Here is a 16,845-nt window from a genome sequence, read left to right on the forward strand (position 1 = left end):
TGGGGGATTCCCTACATCATGGGCAAATCCCTACATCATGGGCGCCCTGAACGTTCTTGTGCCCGTGCGGTAGGGCGAGCCGTTTATTCGCCCAGCTTGCGTGGATGGGCGGCGGAGACCTCCCAGCCCAGCGCCATCAGCGTCTTGCGGTCTGCCTTGTCCAACGCCTTGCAGTCCAGCTTGGCGATGAGGTCCGGGCGAATCTCGTTGGTGCGGGCCAACGCCTCGTCGCGGCGGAAGCGGTCCACCTTGCCGTGGTCGCCGGAGAGCAGCACGTCCGGCACCGCAAGCCCGCGCCACGTGGCCGGCTTGGTGTACTGACGGTGCTCCAGCAGCGCACCTTTGCCGGTGTACGACTCCTCCACGATCGAATCAGGATTGCCCATGAACCCCGGCATCAGGCGGGTGATGGCCTCCAGCATCACGGACACGGCCACCTCGCCGCCGTTGAGTACGTAGTCGCCGATGGAGTATTCGCGTACATCGATGCCCTGCGCGCGGTAGTAGTCGGGAATGCGCGAATCGTAGCCCTCGTACCGGCCGCAGCCGAACAGCAGGTGGCCGGCATGGCTGAGTTCGGTGGCGTCGCGCTGGGTGAACAGCGGGGCGGACGGGTTCGGGAAGATGAGCACCGGGGCGTCGTGGGTTTCGGCGGCATTTTCCGCGGTGATATCGGCAGACGTGCCGTCCGACTCATCGGACGCGATGGCGTCGCTGGATTCGGTGGCTTCGTTGGACACGGTAGCGTCAGTAGGATCGGCGATCGTCGCGGAATCGTCGGCGTCCAACGTACGCTCCGTTTCGCCGACGGTCGCGGGCCGCAATCCCAGCAGATCGTCCAGACACTCCGCCCACACCTCGGGCTTCATCACCATGCCGGCTCCGCCGCCCACCGGGGTATCGTCCACCGAATGATGCACGTCATGGGTCCAGTCGCGCAGGTTGTGCGCGGTGATCTGCAGCAGACCCTTGGCCTGCGCCTTGCCCATGAGACTCAGGCCAAGCACGTCGAAGTATTCGGGGAACACGCTCACGATATCGATCTTCATGCGCTCCAGCCTACCGTCCGCCCCGCCCGCGCCGCGGCCCGACGGCGCCCGCTCCGCAGTCCGGCGCATTACACGGCCACCACTACACTATTGCGGTGATGAATACGACGATGAACCTCCCCACACGAAAGAAGCCCGAAGTCCTGGCGCCCGCCGGCAACCTGAGGGGCCTCAAAACCGCCGTGGACTACGGCGCCGACGCGGTCTACTGCGGCGGCAAGGCCTTCGGCATGCGCTCAGCGCCCAAGAACCTGAGCCTCGAGGACTTCGAGGAGGGCTCCCGCTACGCCCACGAGCACGGCGCCCGCGTGTACGTGACCTGCAACGTGCTGCCGCGCAACAACGAGGTCGAGGCCCTGCGCGAGTACGTGGGCCAGCTCAAGGACACCGGCGTGGACGCGCTGATCGTCTCGGACATCGGCGTGATGCTCATGGCCCGTCAGGTGGCCCCGAACCTGGAGCTGCACGTCTCCACCCAGGCCGGCGTGACCAACTACCAGGCCGCCAACGCCTTCTACGAGCTCGGCGCCCGCCGTGTGGTGCTGGCCCGCGAGATGGACCTGCAGGCCGTGCGCGACATCCGCGCCAACATCCCGGACGACCTCGACATCGAATGCTTCGTCCACGGTGCCATGTGCATGGCCTTCTCCGGCCGTTGCCTGTTCTCCAACTACCTGACCGGCCGTGACGGCAACCACGGCGAATGCGCCCAGCCCTGCCGCTGGAAGTACTCGATCGTGGAGGAGAAGCGCCCCGGCCAGTACTTCCCGATTGAGCAGACCAAGGACGGCGCCTACCTGTTCAACTCGCAGGACATGAACATGCTGGAGCACTTGGACGACCTCATCGACTCCGGCGCCACGAGCCTCAAGATCGAGGGCCGCGCCAAGAGCGCGTACTACATCGCCGCCATGACCAACGCCTACAAGACCGCGGTCAACGAATACATGATCCAGCGCGGCTTCGAAACCGCCGACGGCACCGTCCTGAAGCCCTTCCGCGACCGCGTGATCCGTCCGTCCGACCCCGACTTCGGCGAGGCGAGCGCCGCGGCCGGCGAGGACCAGGTGATGCGCAACGCCGACGCCGCCTTCTCCGGTGTGGACGATGAGGGTTACGAGCAGCTTGGTGCGGCGGAGGCGAACGCCGCAAACGACGGTGTCGCCGAGCATCAACCGGTTACGGTTGCGTCCGAGCCGGACAAGTCGCAGGACGCTGCCGCCGACGTCTCCGCCGCCTCCGCAACTTCCGCGCCCGCGAAGTCCGGCCCGCTGAACGAGCCCGACAACCTGAGCTACCACGCCCGCTCCACGCGCCGCAAGTCCAACACCGCGGCTGAGGAGATCACGACCGACTGGAAGCACGCGGCCGTCCGCCCCGCCCCGCACGTCACGCTGCCCGCATGGCTGATCGACGAGCCGGACAAGGTGGCCCACCGCGACTACTCCACCGGCTTCTACTACCCGGAGCACAAGGTGACGCAGAACACCGACCGCTCCGCCTACTTCCGCTCCTGGATGGTGGTGGGCGAAGTCCTGAGCTGGAGCTCCGACGAAGGTGGCCGCGTCACGCTGATGAGCCGCAACAAGATCGAGCCCGGCCAGCAGGTCGAGTTCCTCCTGCCCGGTTCGCAGCCGTTGGCCTACACCGTGCCCGCGAGCGGCCTCAAGGACGCGGACGGCGTGCCGGTCCCCGCCATCAACAACCCGGCGCACGTGTTCTCGATGCCCTGCCCGCATCAGGTGCCGATCAACGCCGCCATCCGCTCGCGCACCAAGCGCCCCACCCTCAAAGCCGAATAGTCCTTCCTGGCTCTCTTCCGGAAAGAACACTGAATCGATAGCTCTTTCTGGCTCCCCTCGCCGAGGGGGAGCTGCCCGCACCCGCGGGCTGAGGGGAGCCCGTCTCACCCATAAGGAATCCTCCCCAGAAAGCCGCATACCATGCCCGAATACAGCGACGAAATCATCGACTCCAACGCCATCAGCTCCACCGACAAGGCGGGCCGCCCGATCCCGGTGACCATCCCGATCGCCCTGGCCCCCGGCATCACCGTGGTCTACACCACTCGTCTCGGCGGCCTGAGCACGGGCGACTGGGGCAACCTCAACCTCGGCGGCAAATCCGGCGACGACCCGGAAGCCGTGCTCTCCAACCGTCTGGCCCTCGCCGAGGCGGTCGGAGCCCCGCTCTCCCTGGTCTCGCAGGTCCACTCCGGCGTGGCCGTGGATGTGGATGACGTGTACGAGTCCAACGCCCCGTTCGGCTTCGACGCCTCCGGCACCAAGGGCGTCGACCCGAACGCCGTGACCATGCTGGAAGCGGACGGCCAGGTCACCTCCCAAGCCGGCATCGCCCTGGGCATGTTCGCCGCCGACTGCCTGCCGGTGCTCATGGCCGACCCCGTCACCGGCATCATCGGCGCCGCGCACTGCGGTCGTCGCGGCCTGGAGAAGGGCATCATCGGCGCCACCGTGGAACTCATGAAGCTCAAGGGAGCGGCCCCCGAGAACATCATCGCCACGCTCGGCCCGCGCATCTGCGGCGACTGCTACGAGGTGGGCGACGAGATCGCCGACACCTTCATCAAACGCTTCCCGTTGACCAAGACCGCCACCCGCTTCGGCGGCGCCGGCATCGACATCGCCGAAGCCGCGATGATCGACCTGGCATTCGCCGGCGTGCATCAGGTGGTCGACTCCATGCCGCGCGTTCACGCCGCCACCGAATACTTGGAGGAGGACGCCGAGCTCGCCGAACTGTGCCGCACCGACGGCGAAGGCCCCGCCTCGCTCGCCGAACGCATCGGCTCCATCAACCGCAGCATGTGCACGCTCGAAAACCCGCTGTGGTACTCCCATCGCCGCGCCGCGCTCGCCAGCAAGCCCCACGAAGGCCGCCTGCTGGCCCTCATCGTGCGTCAGTAGCGTCCGATTGTGGTACGTCCGATGGGGGCGTGGTCCGCGAGCACATTCCGTGGAGAACATGTGACGCGGGTCACGCTCGGGCAGCCCTCACCCTACGGTGGTGCCTATGACTGAGAGAGCATCCGATATTCCCGTTGACGCCACGACCGGCATCGCCGCCGGTTCCGAACCCGCAGCCGAGCAGTCCGCTCCGGCCGTACGTCCGGCGCAGCACGTGCCGGTGGTGGCCGTGGTGCTGGCCGCGGGCTTCGGCACCCGATTCGATCCGGACAACCCCAAGCAGCTGGTCTCCGTGGGCGGCAAGCCCATCGTGTGCTGGAGCATCGAGGCCTTCGAACGTTGCGAGCGCGTGAGCGACATCGTGGTGGTGGTCAACGCCAAGGTGCGCGGCACGGTCGAATCGCTGATCGACGAGCAGGGGTACGGCAAGGTCCGCATCGTGATCGACGGTGGCGCCGAGCGTGTGGACAGCACCGCCGCCGCGCTGGATACGCTCGCGGCCGCCGGCATTCCGGGCGACGCCAAGATCCTCATCCACGACGCCGTCCGCCCGTTCGTGGAGCAGTCCGCCATCGATGGCTCCATCGACGCGCTCGACCAGTTCAAGGCTGCCACCGTGGCCTTCGCGTCCACCGACACCATCCTGCTCACGCAGGATCTGGGCGATCTCAAGGTGATTCGTTCGGTGCCGGACCGCACGGATTCCTATCGCGCGCAGACCCCGCAGTCGTTCCGCTTCGCCACCATCCGTCACGCCTACGAGCTGGCCGCCGCCGACCCGGACTTCCACCCCACGGACGATACGCGCGTGGTGGTCGACTACCTGCCGGACGAACCTGTGGCCATCGTGGCCGGTTCGGAGACGAACCTCAAGGTCACCACGCTGGCGGACATCCCCACGGCCGAACGCATCGCCGAGGAGATCCTGGGCCGCGACCCCAAGGAGGAGGCCCGCGCCCGCATGCACGCGCTCCTCGCGCAGGCCGCCGGACAGCTGCGGTAATCCCTTCGATTCCGGGCGCCCCGATGCGTGATGGGCCTGCCGGAGCGCGAGTCCCCGCCGGCCGGGCTTCCTCCGCCCCAGCGTGGCGGACGCTAGACTTGAGCGTATGCGTGAACTCAATGTGGTGATCTCCGGTTTCGACCAGTACGAGGGCGTGGACGTCAATCCCGCCGTCGAAGTGCCCAAGGCCCTTGCCGAGCAGGGGCTGGGCGCCGCCGGCGGCCCGGACGACCCGTTCGACCAGGTCACGGTGAACATCCACGCCGTCAGCCTGCCGGTGAGCTTCGCCAAGGCATGGCCCACCCTGCTGGAGAGCATCGAGGCCGTGCACCCCAACATCGTCATCGCCACAGGCCTCAAGCACGCGGCCCGCAGCGTGATGCTGGAGCGCTGCGCCACCAACCTCATGGACGCGGCCAAGCCGGACGCGGACAACGTCATTCCCCGCCGCGAGCCCATCGACCCGGACGGTCCGGCCGCCTACTGGACGCGCCTGCCGCTCAGGTCGATCCTCAAGGATTTCGCCGCCGACTCGATTCCCGCCTCCCTGAGTTCGGACGCCGGCACCTTCGTGTGCAATTCGCTGTTCTACAACCTGCTCAACTGGATGTCCGCGCAGGACCGCGTGCTTGGCGGGTTCGTGAGCTTCCCGCTGATCGGGCCGGCCCACTCCAGCCAGCACGGCCTGCCGCTGGACCAGCAGATCGCCGCCGGCCGCGACGTGGTGCGCGAGGCCGTGCGCTACTACCTCAAGCCCTCCAGCTCCGACATCCTCATCGCGTGACAGGTGAGTTTTTCGCCGTTGCGCGCCCCGGAATAGAACAGGGTTCGCACGCATTGTAACGATTGCAGAACGCTTGGCGCGTGCCGCCGTGACTATGCGCTACAGTGCATGGAGTACGCGCCAAGGGGCGCATGCGTTGGGCGAAAGGAAAATACAGCCATGGTGGATCGTTTCCCGGTGGTGCTGCGTGGATATGACAAGGACAAGGTAGATGCGGCCTTCGATGCCGCCCAGGAAAGCATGAACCGGGCCCAGCAGACGCTGGCCAGCATGCGCGAGCAGATCGCGGCGGACGACGACCGCATCCTGCAGCTCCAGGCCCAGCTGCAGGAGGAGAAGAACAAGAAGCCGGAAGGCAACACGTTCGCCTCCCTCGGCGCAAACGCCCAGCAGATGCTCGCCTCCGCCGAACAGACCAGCGCCGAACTGCTCGAACGCGCCAAGCAGGACGCCTCCGCCACCCGCACCAGCGCCCAGGCGCAGGCCGAAACCCTCATCAACAACGCCAAGCTGGACGCCAAGCACATCGTGGACGACGCCAACGCCAAGGCCACTTCCATCCTGACGAACGCCAACAACCAGGCCCAGTCCGTCACCACCTCGGCCAACGAGGACGCCGCCCAGCTGCGCGCCCGCACCGCCAAGGACGTGGCCGAGCAGCGCCAGACCGTGGAGCTGGAGCTCAGCAACGCCCGCGAGGAGCACAACAAGAAGCTCGCCTCCGAACGCTCTACCCAGGAGCGTGAGATCGCCGACATGAAGGCGGAGGCCACGCGCAAGGTGGCCGAACTGCGCAAGAGCGCCAATGAGGAGATCGCCAAGCTCAAGTCCGATTCCAACGACCAGATCGAGGCGGCGCTCGCCGAGGCCAACAAGAAGCTGGCCGACGTGCGCGAGCAGGTCTCCAAGATGATGACCGAGGCCCAGCGCAAGGCCGGCGAGATCACCGACACCGCCAAGGCCAAGGCCCAGGAGATCACCGACGAGGCCGAGGTGAACCGCACCACCACCATGAGCAAGGTCAACGCCGAGGTGGAGCAGATTCGCAAGGACATCGCCGCCCAGCAGGACGAGGCCACCAAGAAGGTCAACGAGCTGCTGGCCCACCTTGAGGAGAGCCGAGCCGCCGCCAAGAAGGAGGCGGACGAGCTCATCAGCCAGGCCAAGGCCACGCGCGAGGACGCGGATGTGTACGCCGCCGCCAAGCGTCAGGAGGCGGATGACCAGGCCGCCGCCATCGTGCACAAGGCCGGTGAGGATGCGGACGCCCAGATCGAGGAGCGTCGCACCGCGGCCCAGAGCGAGCTGGACGGCCTGACCAAGCACATCAACGAGCTGCAGCAGCGCGAGTCCGCCATCACCCAGCGCGTCTCCGAATTGCGCGCCATGTTCTCCCAGGCGTTCGCCGGATTCGCGTTCGCCGATCCCGCCGCGGCCGCCGGCAAGCAGGGCGCTGCGCCGGCCGCCACCGTGCCGCTGCCGGTGGTCAACCCGGTTCCCGGCGAGGCCGAGGACGATGGTCAGTCCGCCGACTCCCCGGACAAGGGCGAGGACGGGCCTCAAGGTGATGCCGCCGCACAGGACGGCGGCGAGGAATCCACCCAGGCCATCCCCCAGAACACCCAGAACTGATTCCGGCCCATGGCTTCCCTGTAGCGGCCCATCCACAATGACAAGCCATCGATTAGACTACTAACGGCAAGAATTGCGGCATCTGTGCTCCGGCTAGATGCCGCATTTATATGCTTGCGAACGGTGAATTGAGTATGCGCCACAAGCGCACCAATCCAAAAAGGAGCAGACATGAGTGAATTGACGCCGCTGACCGGCGACGCACTGAACGCCCTGCGCGGCGAGTTCGATGCCGACGGCACCAATCGTATGGCCATGAACGCGGTGACCGCGGCCGGCATCGACAAGGTGGCCCGCAACTACGACCGCGCCCGCCTGATGCAGCGCCGCTTCTCCACCATCGTGGACAACGGCGAGGCCACCCACCAGGATCGCTCCGGCCGCTGCTGGCTGTTCAGCTCGCTGAACGTGGCCCGCTTCATCGCCAAGAAGAACATGAACCTCAAGGAGTTCGAGTTCTCTCAGAACTATGCGATGTACTTCGACAAGCTCGAGCGCGTCAACTACTTCCTCAAGGACGTGGCCGCGCTGGTGGCCGCTGGTGAGCCCGCCGACTCCCGCCTGATGCAGCACCTGCTCGCCGACGTGATGGGCGACGGCGGCCAGTGGACCATGGCCATGAACGTGTACAAGAAGTACGGCGCGGTGCCGAAGGACCTGTTCCCGGAGACCGAGTCCTCCAAGAACACCGGCGAGATGAACACCCAGCTGCGTCACATGCTGCACACCGCCGTGGCCCACCTGTACGCCGCCAAGGACGATGCCGCCAAGACCGAGGAGATCATCGCCGAGGCCACCGCCGCCGGCCATCGCATCCTGACCATCCACCTGGGCGAGCCGCCGGTCTCCTTCGACTGGGAGTGGACCGACAAGGACGGCGAGTTCCACCGCGACGGCGAGATCACGCCGGTCGAGTTCTGGAACAAGTACGTGGGCCCGGCCGGCCTCGAGAACTACGTGTGCCTCGTGGACGACCCGCGCGCCGAGCACGCCAAGGGCAAGAAGATCGGCATCGAGCACCTGGGTAACGTCGCCGGCGGCGACCCCACCGAGTACCTCAACGTGCCGAACCAGTTCATGAAGGACTGCGTGCGTAAGATCCTGGTCGAGCAGGGCATCCCGGTGTGGTTCGGCGCCGACTGCCACCCGTTCATGGACCGTGAGAACGGTGCCTGGGCCACCGACCTGTTCGAGTACGGCCGCGTCTACGACGTCGACTTCGACCTCGACAAGGAAGCCCGTGTGCGCTTCGCCGATTCCGCGATGAACCACGCCATGGCCTTCGCCGGCGTGGACGTGGCCGACGACGGCACCACCACCCGCCGCTGGCGCGTGGAGAACTCCTGGGGCACCAAGATCGCCGACAAGGGCTACTTCACCATGTCCGACGATTGGTTCACCGAGTACGTCTACGAGGTCGCCGTCCCGAAGGCCATGCTCCCCGAGGAGTACCAGAAGGCCCTCGAAGAGCCCGCCACCATGCTCCCGGCATGGGATCCGATGGGAGCTCTCGCCTGATTCCATCAGGCGAGAGCTCTTGAGCCGATGCTCCTTAACTGCTCGGTTCTCCGGCTCCCCTCTCTGAGGACATTGCCGTGAAGCAAACAGCAGAGCTGTTTGTAGGCAATGTGCGAGACGACAGTCGAGCTAGCGAGACGCGAACGAAGTTCGTTCCTAATTGCGGATGAGCTGTCAGCGAAGCTGACTGAGGGGAGCATCTCCAGCCTCATCAACGCCCACAACGGCCGTCCGTTTCACGAAACGGGCGGCCGTTTCCATATCCCCGCGTCCACAGGTACACTTACGCCTTTGTATGCCTATCGATACGTCAACACAAGAGAGGAGAGTCGGCATGGCAGCACTTCGTGGTCCGGATAGTTCCGAGGACGAACGTCGTTTGGGGGAGCAGGCCGTCTTTCCGGAGACGGTCGATGTCAACATCCGTCAGCTCGACCCGATTCCCGCGCCGCGCGCCTTCCTCAAGGAGCAGCCGCTCACGGACGAGATGAGCGATCTGGTGCTCCACTCGCGCCAGGAGATCCGCGACGTCCTCAACGGCCGCGACGACCGATTGCTCGTCATCGTGGGCCCCTGCTCGATCCACGATCCCAAGGCCGCGCACGAGTACGCCGAAAAGCTCGCCGCCGTCAAGCGCGAGCTTGAGGACCGTCTCGTCATCGTCATGCGCGTGTACTTCGAGAAGCCGCGCACCACCATCGGCTGGAAGGGCCTGATCAACGACCCCGACCTGGACGGTCGTTTCAACATCCGCAAGGGCATGTGGCTGGCCCGCAAGGTGCTCACCGACGTACTGAGCCTCGGCCTGCCCGCCGCCACCGAATGGCTCGACCCCATCACTCCGCAGTACATCTGCGACGCCATCAGCTGGGGCGCCATCGGCGCGCGCAACACCGAAAGCCAGGTCCATCGCGAGCTCGCCTCCGGCCTGTCCATGCCGGTGGGCTTCAAGAACTCCACCGACGGCTCCATCAAGGCCGCCGCCGATTCCTGCTTCACCGCGGGCTTCGAGCACCATTTCCTGTCCATCAACCTGGACGGCCGTGTGATCTCCGCCGAGACCAAGGGCAACCCGGATTGTCATCTGGTGCTGCGCGGCTCCAGCTCCGGTCCGAACTACGACGCCGAATCCGTCCGTGAGGCGCTTGAGGCCCTGCGCGCCTCCAAGGCGTCCGGCCCCAGCGAACACGGCCTGGTCATCGACGCCGCGCACGGCAACTGCGGCAAGGACGAGAACCGCGAGGCCGAGGTGATCGAGGAGATCGCCGAACGTCTGGCCGCCGGCGAACAGGGCATCACCGGCGTGATGATGGAAAGCTTCCTCAAGGGCGGCCACCAGAAGCCCGCCCCGCTCGACCAGCTGGTCTACGGTCAGTCCGTGACCGACGCCTGCGTGCCGTGGGATCGCACCAACGAGCTCCTGCACACGCTCGCCGACGCCGTCGCCGCCCGCCGCGCCGCCGCGAGGTAACGGAACTTTTTCAATGCGATTGGTGGCAACCACCCCGTTGCCACCACCATTGGGTATCCTTGGGAAGCAGAATTTTCCAAGGAGTACCCGTTATGCAACAACAGGACGATCGCATCCGTCCGCTGAACCGTCCGGAGGATCTGAAGGCCATCCGCCAAGCCATGGACGAGGGCAAGAACCCGCTGGTGGTCACCGATGTGCCGCGCTGGGAGGATCAGGTGGGCATCAGCCGCATCGTGAACCGTCGTGTCCTCGAATTCGAGGTGCTGCCCACCCCGGCCCAGGTCCTGGCCGACCAGCCGCTGACCCCCGAGGCCCAGGAAATCGTGGCTTATTCCCGCGACGAGATCCGCGCATGCCTGTACGGCCAGGACGACCGCCTGCTGGTGATCGTCGGTCCCTGCTCGGTCCACGACCCCAAGGCCGCACTCGATTACGCCCGCCGACTGTCCAAACTCAAGGACGAGCTCGGCGAGCAGCTGCTCATCGTGATGCGCGTGTACTTCGAGAAGCCGCGTACCACGGTCGGCTGGAAGGGCCTCATCAACGACCCGGACATCGACGGCTCCTGCAACATCAAGAAGGGCCTGTTGCTCGCGCGCAAGACCCTGCTTGACGTGCTCGGCACGGGTCTGGCCGCCGCCACCGAGTTCCTGGAGCCCACCAGCCCGCAGTTCATCGCCGACGCCGTGAGCTGGGGTGCCATCGGCGCGCGCAACACCGAAAGCCAGGTCCACCGCCAGCTCGCCAGCGGCCTGTCCATGCCGATCGGTTTCAAGAACGCCACCGACGGTTCGGTCAAGGCCGCATCCGACTCCTGCTTCGCCGCCGCGCAGCAGCACACGTTCTTCGGCATCGACCACATGGGCCGTGCCGCCGTGGTCAAGACGCTCGGCAACCCCGACTGTCACGTGGTGCTGCGTGGCTCCAGCTCCGGCCCGAACTACGGCAAGGAGGACATCGCCGCCGCCCTGGAGACGATCCGCAAGCGCATGCCGGCCGATTCCGCCGCCGCGCACGGCCTCATCGTCGACTGCTCGCACGGCAACTCCGGCAAGGACGAGCACCGCCAGGCCGAGGTGGTGAGGGAGATCGCCCAGCGCATCGCCGCGGGTGAGCGCGGCATCACCGGCGTGATGATGGAAAGCTTCATCGAGGGCGGCAACCAGCCGGCCGCCCCGCTCAGCCAGCTCGTCTACGGCAAGTCCATCACGGACAAGTGCATCTCCTGGCCGGACACCGAGGCGCTGCTGCGCGAGCTCGCCGAGGCCGTGGCCACCCGTCGCTGGAACTGAACCTCCAGAACCCCGGCAATAAACGGCAGCAACAGGCCGCCGCCCACAGCCCACAGCCGCCGCCAATCCGCAACCGCTCCGGGCCGCGGGGTCGGCCACCCCCACCGCCACAGCCAACTACTCCACGAAAGGAAATCAACATGGGCATGAAGACCGTCGCCATCATCGGCGCTCTGGACGAGGAAGTGGCGCTCATCGCCAAGTCCCTCACCCACGTCACCCACACCGCCAAGGGCAGCCTTGACATCGTGTCCGGCACCGTGGACTCCTTCGGCTCGCACGTCATCAAGGTGGTCGCCACCGTGGGCGGCATGGGCCTGGTCAACGCGGCCGCCACCACGCAGCTGCTTATCAGCGAGTTCGCCCCGGACGCCGTGATCTTCTCCGGCATCGCCGGCAACCTCAACACTCACCTGCACATCAATGACGTGGTCCTCGGCGGCACGTTGCGCTACCTCGACACGGACATGCGTCTGGTGGGCCAGTGGAAGCCCGGCACCGCCGAGACGCCCGTCACCGAATTCCATTCCGACGACCATCTCATCGAAGTGGCCGATCAGGCGCTCGCCGCCGCCGGCATCACGCACATCACCGGCATCATCGCCTCCGGCAACTACTTCGTGGATACCCCCGCGAAGGTCGAGGAGGTCATCCGTCTGACCGGCGCGGACGCCGTGGAGATGGAAGGCGCCGCCGTGGCCCAGGTGGCCGCCCGCAACGAGGTGCCCGCGCTCGTGATCCGCGCCCTTTCCGACAATGCCGACACCGATTACGAGGTGTTCAAGGAGTTCGACATCTCCGAATATGCCGACACCGCCGCCCGTCTGGCTGTGGACATCGTCAAGCGTCTGTAAGGCTCCGGCCGGGGGCTCGGGGCGGGCTCAGGGCAAGCCCCCGGTCCCTTCCCGCCGGTCCACCGCCCCTCACGACCACCTGTTCACTATGTGAGCGTTCCCGCCACCCCCGCCGCCGCTTGAGCCATACTCATGCGTCAGGCACAGCGATGTGTGGGGGTAACGTCGCTGGGGCCACAAGCCATACCAACCCTTCCTCCGCATGCCGGTCGCTGTGCTTCATTTCGTGAAGACAGATATCCGCGGATAGGTAATACGCGGAATCCATGCAGCATGAGGGGAAGAGGAAACATGTCTGCAAGTGCATCCGCAGCGATGACGAAACCGGTGAAGAAGGATTCGGTTCCCGAGATCATCGCCGCATCCATGGTCGGTACGGCCATCGAGTTCTACGACAACTACTGCTATTCCATCGCAGCCGCCAGCTACTTCGGTATGGTGTTCTTCACCGAAGTCGCCAAGTCCAACCAGGCGCTCGCCACGCTGATGGCGTTCGTCACGTTCGCCGTCTCCTTCCTGGCCCGTCCGTTCGGCTCCATGCTGTTCGGCCACTTCGGCGACAAGATGGGCCGCAAGAAGACCTTGGTGATCGCCCTGATGACCATGGGCATCGCCACCTTCCTGGTCGGCTGCCTGCCCGGCTATGACCAGATCGGCGCATGGTCCGTGGTGATCCTGTGTATCTGCCGCGCCTGCCAGGGCGTGGGCCTCGCCGGCGAATGGTCCGGCGCCGCGCTGGTGGCCACCGAGAACGCCCCGGCCGACAAGCGCGCCCTGTACGGTTCCTTCCCGAACCTCGGCGCCCCGATCGGCTTCTTCTGCGCCTACGGCCTGAACCTGCTGCTCGAGTCCAACCTGAGCCAGGAGCAGATGGTGGCCTTCGGCTGGCGTATCCCGTTCCTGTGCTCCGCCGTGCTGGTGGCCATCGGCCTGTACGTGCGTGCCCGCATGTCCGAGACTCCGGTGTTCCAGAAGGCCTCCGATGAGAAGCGCACCTCCAAGCACCCGCTGACCGACCTGCTGCCGTACTGGAAGGAAGTCCTTCTCGGCACCGTGGCCATGGGCATCACCTACACGCTGTTCTACATCCTCGGCACCTGGTCCCTGGCCTACGGCGTCAAGGGCCTGAAGTTCACGCAAGGCGAGTACCTGCTCATGCAGATGACCTCCGTGGTCTTCTTCGCCATCTTCATCATCATCTCCTGCGTGTACGCCGATAAGATCGGCCGCAAGAAGGTGCTCATCGCGGCGACCTTCTGCACGCTGGTGTTCAGCTTCTTCACCCCGCTGCTCCTCGTGCACTCCGCGGCGCACATCATGATCTTCCTGTGCGTGGGCTTCGTGTTCATGGGCAGCCTCTTCGGACCGTGCGGCGCCTACCTGCCCGAACTGTTCCCGGTGCACGTGCGCTACTCCGGCGCCGGCCTGAGCTACAACCTCGCCGCCATCTTCGGTGGCGCGTTCGCCCCGACCATCGCCCAGGCCCTGGTCACCTCCAAGTTCGGCGTGGCCGGTGTGGGCTGGTACATGGCCATCATGGCCGCCGTCGCCCTGCTCGCCCTGTTCCTCATCAAGGAAAGCAAGGACAAGGACTACGATCTGTGAGTCCTGACAGACAAGCCTGATCAAGCCTGACACAGACAAAACGCCGTCTTCCGTTTTCGCGGGAGTCGGCGTTTTTTGTTGTCGTCGCACGCAAAACTAGATGAACAGTAGGCGAACTTACGTAGTTTGGCCGTGGCGCTACATCCCGGGCGTTTTAGGCTAGAAGCCATGGGAATCTGGAAATTCGTCGTACTTGTGGTGCTCGCCGCGTTGGTTCTGGCGTGGGCCGTCGTCATCGCGTACAACAAGGGCCGCGTCGCCGGGCGCAAAGCCGCCGAGGAGGCCGCCGCCACGGACGAGGACGCATGGTCGCTCTTCGGCCGTGACGTGCCGGTGCGTCCCACCGAACGACGTCTCGTCGAAGTCCTGCCCGAAGCCCTGATCGTGACCGACCGCAACGGCACCGTCCACTACGCCAGCCCCGGTTCGGTGCCGTTCGGCCTGGTGTCCAGTGGTCGCCTCAACTCGTGCGAGGTCGAGGACATCCTCACCCAGGCCGCGTCCGACGGCGGTGTGCGCGAACGCGAGGTTCAGCTGCCTGTCCACCGCAACCAGTTCCCGACCCTGAACGGCAAGGGCATCGAGGCCGGCCAGTCGCTGCCGTCCAACACGCTGTACCTGCGCGTGCGCATCGGCGATATCGACGACGACCTCTACGCCATCCTCATCAACGACGTGTCCGAACAGCGCCGCTTCGAAGCCGTGCGCCGCGACTTCGTGACCAACGTCTCGCATGAGCTCAAAACCCCGGCCGGCGCGATTTCTCTGCTCGCCGAGACCATCACCGACGCCGCCGACGACCCGGACGCAGTCCGCTACTTCTCCGGCCGCATCACCAAGGAATCCGCGCGACTGACCGAGCTCGTCCGCCATCTCATCGACCTGCAGAAGGCCCAGACCTCGCAGGGCGTGATGAACCCGGAACGCATTTCGGCGCTGGACGTGGCCCGCGCCGGCATCGCCGCCAACCGCGTGCAGGCGGATGCGCGGCATGTGGACATCCGTCTGAGCGTCAACGGCAAGCCCGTGCCGCTGGACGAGGGAGAGGACGAGGATCCGGCCGAAGCTCCGAAGGCACCGGCCATCGTCGCCGACAAGGAGGCGATGAACACCGCCGTCAAGAACCTGGTGGAGAACGCCATCCACTATTCGCCCGAGCACACCACCGTGGCCGTGGGCGTGAGCGAACAGGCCGGCCGCGTGATCATCCGCGTGGTCGATCAGGGCATCGGCATCCCCGAACAGTCGCTGGACCGCATTTTCGAGCGGTTCTACCGGGTCGATCCCGCCCGCTCCCGCCAGACCGGCGGCTCGGGGCTGGGGCTGGCCATCACCAAGCACTGCGTGCAGGAGAACGGCGGCAAGATCGCCGTATGGTCGCGCGAGGGTGAGGGATCCACGTTTACCATCACCATGCCCGAGGCTCCGGAAGAGCATGGCGGCGACGGCACGGGCGGGCGTACGCGGCAGTGACGCACGGGCGGCCGCGTCCGTAGGCAACCGTGTCCTCGGATACGTGGGACACATGTGATACGGCAGGCCTCGCCAAGCGCCGTGTGACCTGCGCCACGCGCTGCAGGGCGGGGATGCCATGCGCGGCATCCGGCGTAGACATACCGCAGAATTACGTACTTCAGTCAAACAGCAGGCAAACAGAGAGCGAATGGTTACGATGGAATCTGGAAATTTTGTGCCGATGCGCACGGGAACCTACCCGAGAAAGGCTACTATGACGCGCATTCTTATCGTCGAAGACGAGGAATCCTATCGTGAGCCGCTGGTTTACCAGCTCACGCGCGAAGGCTACGACGTGTCCGCCGCCGCCACCGGCGAGGAGGGGCTGGAACTGTTCACCAAGGGCGGCATCGATCTGGTGCTGCTCGACCTCATGCTGCCCGGCATCGACGGCACCGCGCTGTGCCGCCGCATCCGCGAGCAGAGCCGTGTGCCGATCATCATGCTCACCGCCAAAAGCGCCGAGATCGACAAGGTCGTGGGCCTGGAGATCGGCGCGGACGATTACGTGACCAAGCCGTACTCGTTCCGTGAACTGCTGGCCCGCATCCGCGCCGTCATGCGCCGCAACCAGGCCACCATGCAGGGCTCCGGCTCCGTGGACGACGACATCCCGCTGGTCTGCGGCGACATCGCCATGCAGGTGGGCCAGCACCAGGTCACCGTGCGCGGCGAAACCGTGTTCTTCCCGCTCAAGGAATTCGAGCTGCTGGAATACCTCATGCAGAACAAGGGTCGCGTGATGACCCGTCACCAGCTCATCGACCGCATCTGGGGCTCCGACTACGTGGGGGACACCAAGACCCTCGACGTGCACGTCAAGCGCGTGCGTTCCAAGATCGAGGAGGATCCGGCACACCCCAAGTACCTGACCACCGTGCGCGGCCTCGGCTACAAGATCGATACGCCCGCCGAATAAAATCTCTATCCTTGGCTCCCCTTGTCAGGGGAGCTGTCGGCGAAGCCGACTGAGGGGTAGTCCAACCAGATTCATATCAGCTGTTGGTCTAATACCAATCAGATTCTGACACATATCATGCTCCCGACACCGGGAGCATTTTTATTCCGGTCGCGCACCCGCAAACTACGTAGCGCAAACGTAGTCGCATTCATCAGCAAGTGTTCATCTTCCGTTTACTGATTTCGTGCTCCCCGCCCTCCAACCGCCCATAGGCTTGTAGTTGTCATGAAT

General features: G+C 65.6%; 13 protein-coding genes. 12 read left to right on the forward strand and 1 reads right to left on the reverse strand.

Annotated elements, in window-relative coordinates; translation table 11 throughout:
- Window positions 1-83: 83 nt before the first annotated feature.
- Window positions 84-1,049 (reverse strand): tRNA (guanosine(37)-N1)-methyltransferase TrmD, encoded by a 966-nt coding sequence (gene trmD, locus KIH81_RS09095; RefSeq protein ID WP_214305057.1) that lies wholly within the window; start codon window positions 1,047-1,049, stop codon window positions 84-86.
- 110 nt (window positions 1,050-1,159) lie between these two features.
- Here trmD and KIH81_RS09100 point away from each other — a divergent pair, with 110 nt between their 5' ends.
- From KIH81_RS09100 to KIH81_RS09155, 12 genes are all read left to right on the forward strand, one after another.
- Window positions 1,160-2,851 (forward strand): peptidase U32 family protein, encoded by a 1,692-nt coding sequence (locus KIH81_RS09100; protein ID WP_214305058.1) that lies wholly within the window; start codon window positions 1,160-1,162, stop codon window positions 2,849-2,851.
- A 141-nt stretch (window positions 2,852-2,992) separates the two neighbouring features.
- Complete coding sequence (locus tag KIH81_RS09105; RefSeq protein ID WP_214305059.1) at window positions 2,993-3,976, forward strand: purine nucleoside phosphorylase YfiH/LACC1 family protein; 984 nt, start codon at window positions 2,993-2,995, stop codon at window positions 3,974-3,976.
- A gap of 106 nt (window positions 3,977-4,082) precedes the next feature.
- Entirely contained in the window at window positions 4,083-4,979 is an 897-nt protein-coding gene (locus KIH81_RS09110) for an IspD/TarI family cytidylyltransferase (RefSeq protein ID WP_109057931.1), read from the forward strand.
- 106 nt (window positions 4,980-5,085) lie between these two features.
- On the forward strand, window positions 5,086-5,763 hold the full coding sequence (locus tag KIH81_RS09115; protein WP_214305060.1) for a pyroglutamyl-peptidase I: 678 nt from the start codon (window positions 5,086-5,088) through the stop codon (window positions 5,761-5,763).
- A 159-nt stretch (window positions 5,764-5,922) separates the two neighbouring features.
- Window positions 5,923-7,395: a DivIVA domain-containing protein gene (locus KIH81_RS09120; protein ID WP_338024755.1), complete on the forward strand. Its 1,473-nt coding sequence runs from the start codon at window positions 5,923-5,925 to the stop codon at window positions 7,393-7,395.
- A 171-nt stretch (window positions 7,396-7,566) separates the two neighbouring features.
- On the forward strand, window positions 7,567-8,913 hold the full coding sequence (locus KIH81_RS09125; protein WP_214305061.1) for a C1 family peptidase: 1,347 nt from the start codon (window positions 7,567-7,569) through the stop codon (window positions 8,911-8,913).
- Window positions 8,914-9,247: 334 nt separating this feature from the next.
- Complete coding sequence (locus KIH81_RS09130) at window positions 9,248-10,384, forward strand: 3-deoxy-7-phosphoheptulonate synthase (RefSeq protein WP_236029472.1); 1,137 nt, start codon at window positions 9,248-9,250, stop codon at window positions 10,382-10,384.
- A 92-nt stretch (window positions 10,385-10,476) separates the two neighbouring features.
- Window positions 10,477-11,679: a 3-deoxy-7-phosphoheptulonate synthase gene (locus KIH81_RS09135; protein ID WP_214305062.1), complete on the forward strand. Its 1,203-nt coding sequence runs from the start codon at window positions 10,477-10,479 to the stop codon at window positions 11,677-11,679.
- A gap of 140 nt (window positions 11,680-11,819) precedes the next feature.
- The gene (gene mtnN, locus KIH81_RS09140) at window positions 11,820-12,533 is read left to right on the forward strand and encodes a 5'-methylthioadenosine/S-adenosylhomocysteine nucleosidase (protein ID WP_109057938.1); all 714 of its coding nucleotides are present in this window, start codon (window positions 11,820-11,822) and stop codon (window positions 12,531-12,533) included.
- A 291-nt stretch (window positions 12,534-12,824) separates the two neighbouring features.
- The gene (locus KIH81_RS09145) at window positions 12,825-14,138 is read left to right on the forward strand and encodes an MFS transporter (protein WP_214305063.1); all 1,314 of its coding nucleotides are present in this window, start codon (window positions 12,825-12,827) and stop codon (window positions 14,136-14,138) included.
- A 168-nt stretch (window positions 14,139-14,306) separates the two neighbouring features.
- Complete coding sequence (locus tag KIH81_RS09150) at window positions 14,307-15,611, forward strand: sensor histidine kinase (protein ID WP_214305064.1); 1,305 nt, start codon at window positions 14,307-14,309, stop codon at window positions 15,609-15,611.
- 256 nt (window positions 15,612-15,867) lie between these two features.
- Window positions 15,868-16,572, forward strand: coding sequence for a response regulator transcription factor (locus tag KIH81_RS09155; RefSeq protein ID WP_214305065.1), 705 nt, complete (start codon window positions 15,868-15,870; stop codon window positions 16,570-16,572).
- Window positions 16,573-16,845 lie beyond the last annotated feature (273 nt).

The sequence above is a fragment of the Bifidobacterium miconisargentati genome (assembly GCF_019331675.1).
In the GTDB taxonomy this organism is placed as follows: domain Bacteria; phylum Actinomycetota; class Actinomycetes; order Actinomycetales; family Bifidobacteriaceae; genus Bifidobacterium; species Bifidobacterium miconisargentati.

Coding starts and splice junctions, on each gene's coding strand:
- trmD (WP_214305057.1), bottom strand. CDS start 1,049: ATGAAGATCGATATCGTGAGCGTGTTCCCCGAATACTTCGACGTGCTT.
- KIH81_RS09130 (WP_236029472.1), top strand. CDS start 9,248: ATGGCAGCACTTCGTGGTCCGGATAGTTCCGAGGACGAACGTCGTTTG.
- mtnN (WP_109057938.1), top strand. CDS start 11,820: ATGGGCATGAAGACCGTCGCCATCATCGGCGCTCTGGACGAGGAAGTG.
- KIH81_RS09100 (WP_214305058.1), top strand. CDS start 1,160: ATGAACCTCCCCACACGAAAGAAGCCCGAAGTCCTGGCGCCCGCCGGC.
- KIH81_RS09120 (WP_338024755.1), top strand. CDS start 5,923: ATGGTGGATCGTTTCCCGGTGGTGCTGCGTGGATATGACAAGGACAAG.
- KIH81_RS09145 (WP_214305063.1), top strand. CDS start 12,825: ATGTCTGCAAGTGCATCCGCAGCGATGACGAAACCGGTGAAGAAGGAT.
- KIH81_RS09105 (WP_214305059.1), top strand. CDS start 2,993: ATGCCCGAATACAGCGACGAAATCATCGACTCCAACGCCATCAGCTCC.
- KIH81_RS09135 (WP_214305062.1), top strand. CDS start 10,477: ATGCAACAACAGGACGATCGCATCCGTCCGCTGAACCGTCCGGAGGAT.
- KIH81_RS09115 (WP_214305060.1), top strand. CDS start 5,086: ATGCGTGAACTCAATGTGGTGATCTCCGGTTTCGACCAGTACGAGGGC.
- KIH81_RS09125 (WP_214305061.1), top strand. CDS start 7,567: ATGAGTGAATTGACGCCGCTGACCGGCGACGCACTGAACGCCCTGCGC.
- KIH81_RS09110 (WP_109057931.1), top strand. CDS start 4,083: ATGACTGAGAGAGCATCCGATATTCCCGTTGACGCCACGACCGGCATC.
- KIH81_RS09155 (WP_214305065.1), top strand. CDS start 15,868: ATGACGCGCATTCTTATCGTCGAAGACGAGGAATCCTATCGTGAGCCG.
- KIH81_RS09150 (WP_214305064.1), top strand. CDS start 14,307: ATGGGAATCTGGAAATTCGTCGTACTTGTGGTGCTCGCCGCGTTGGTT.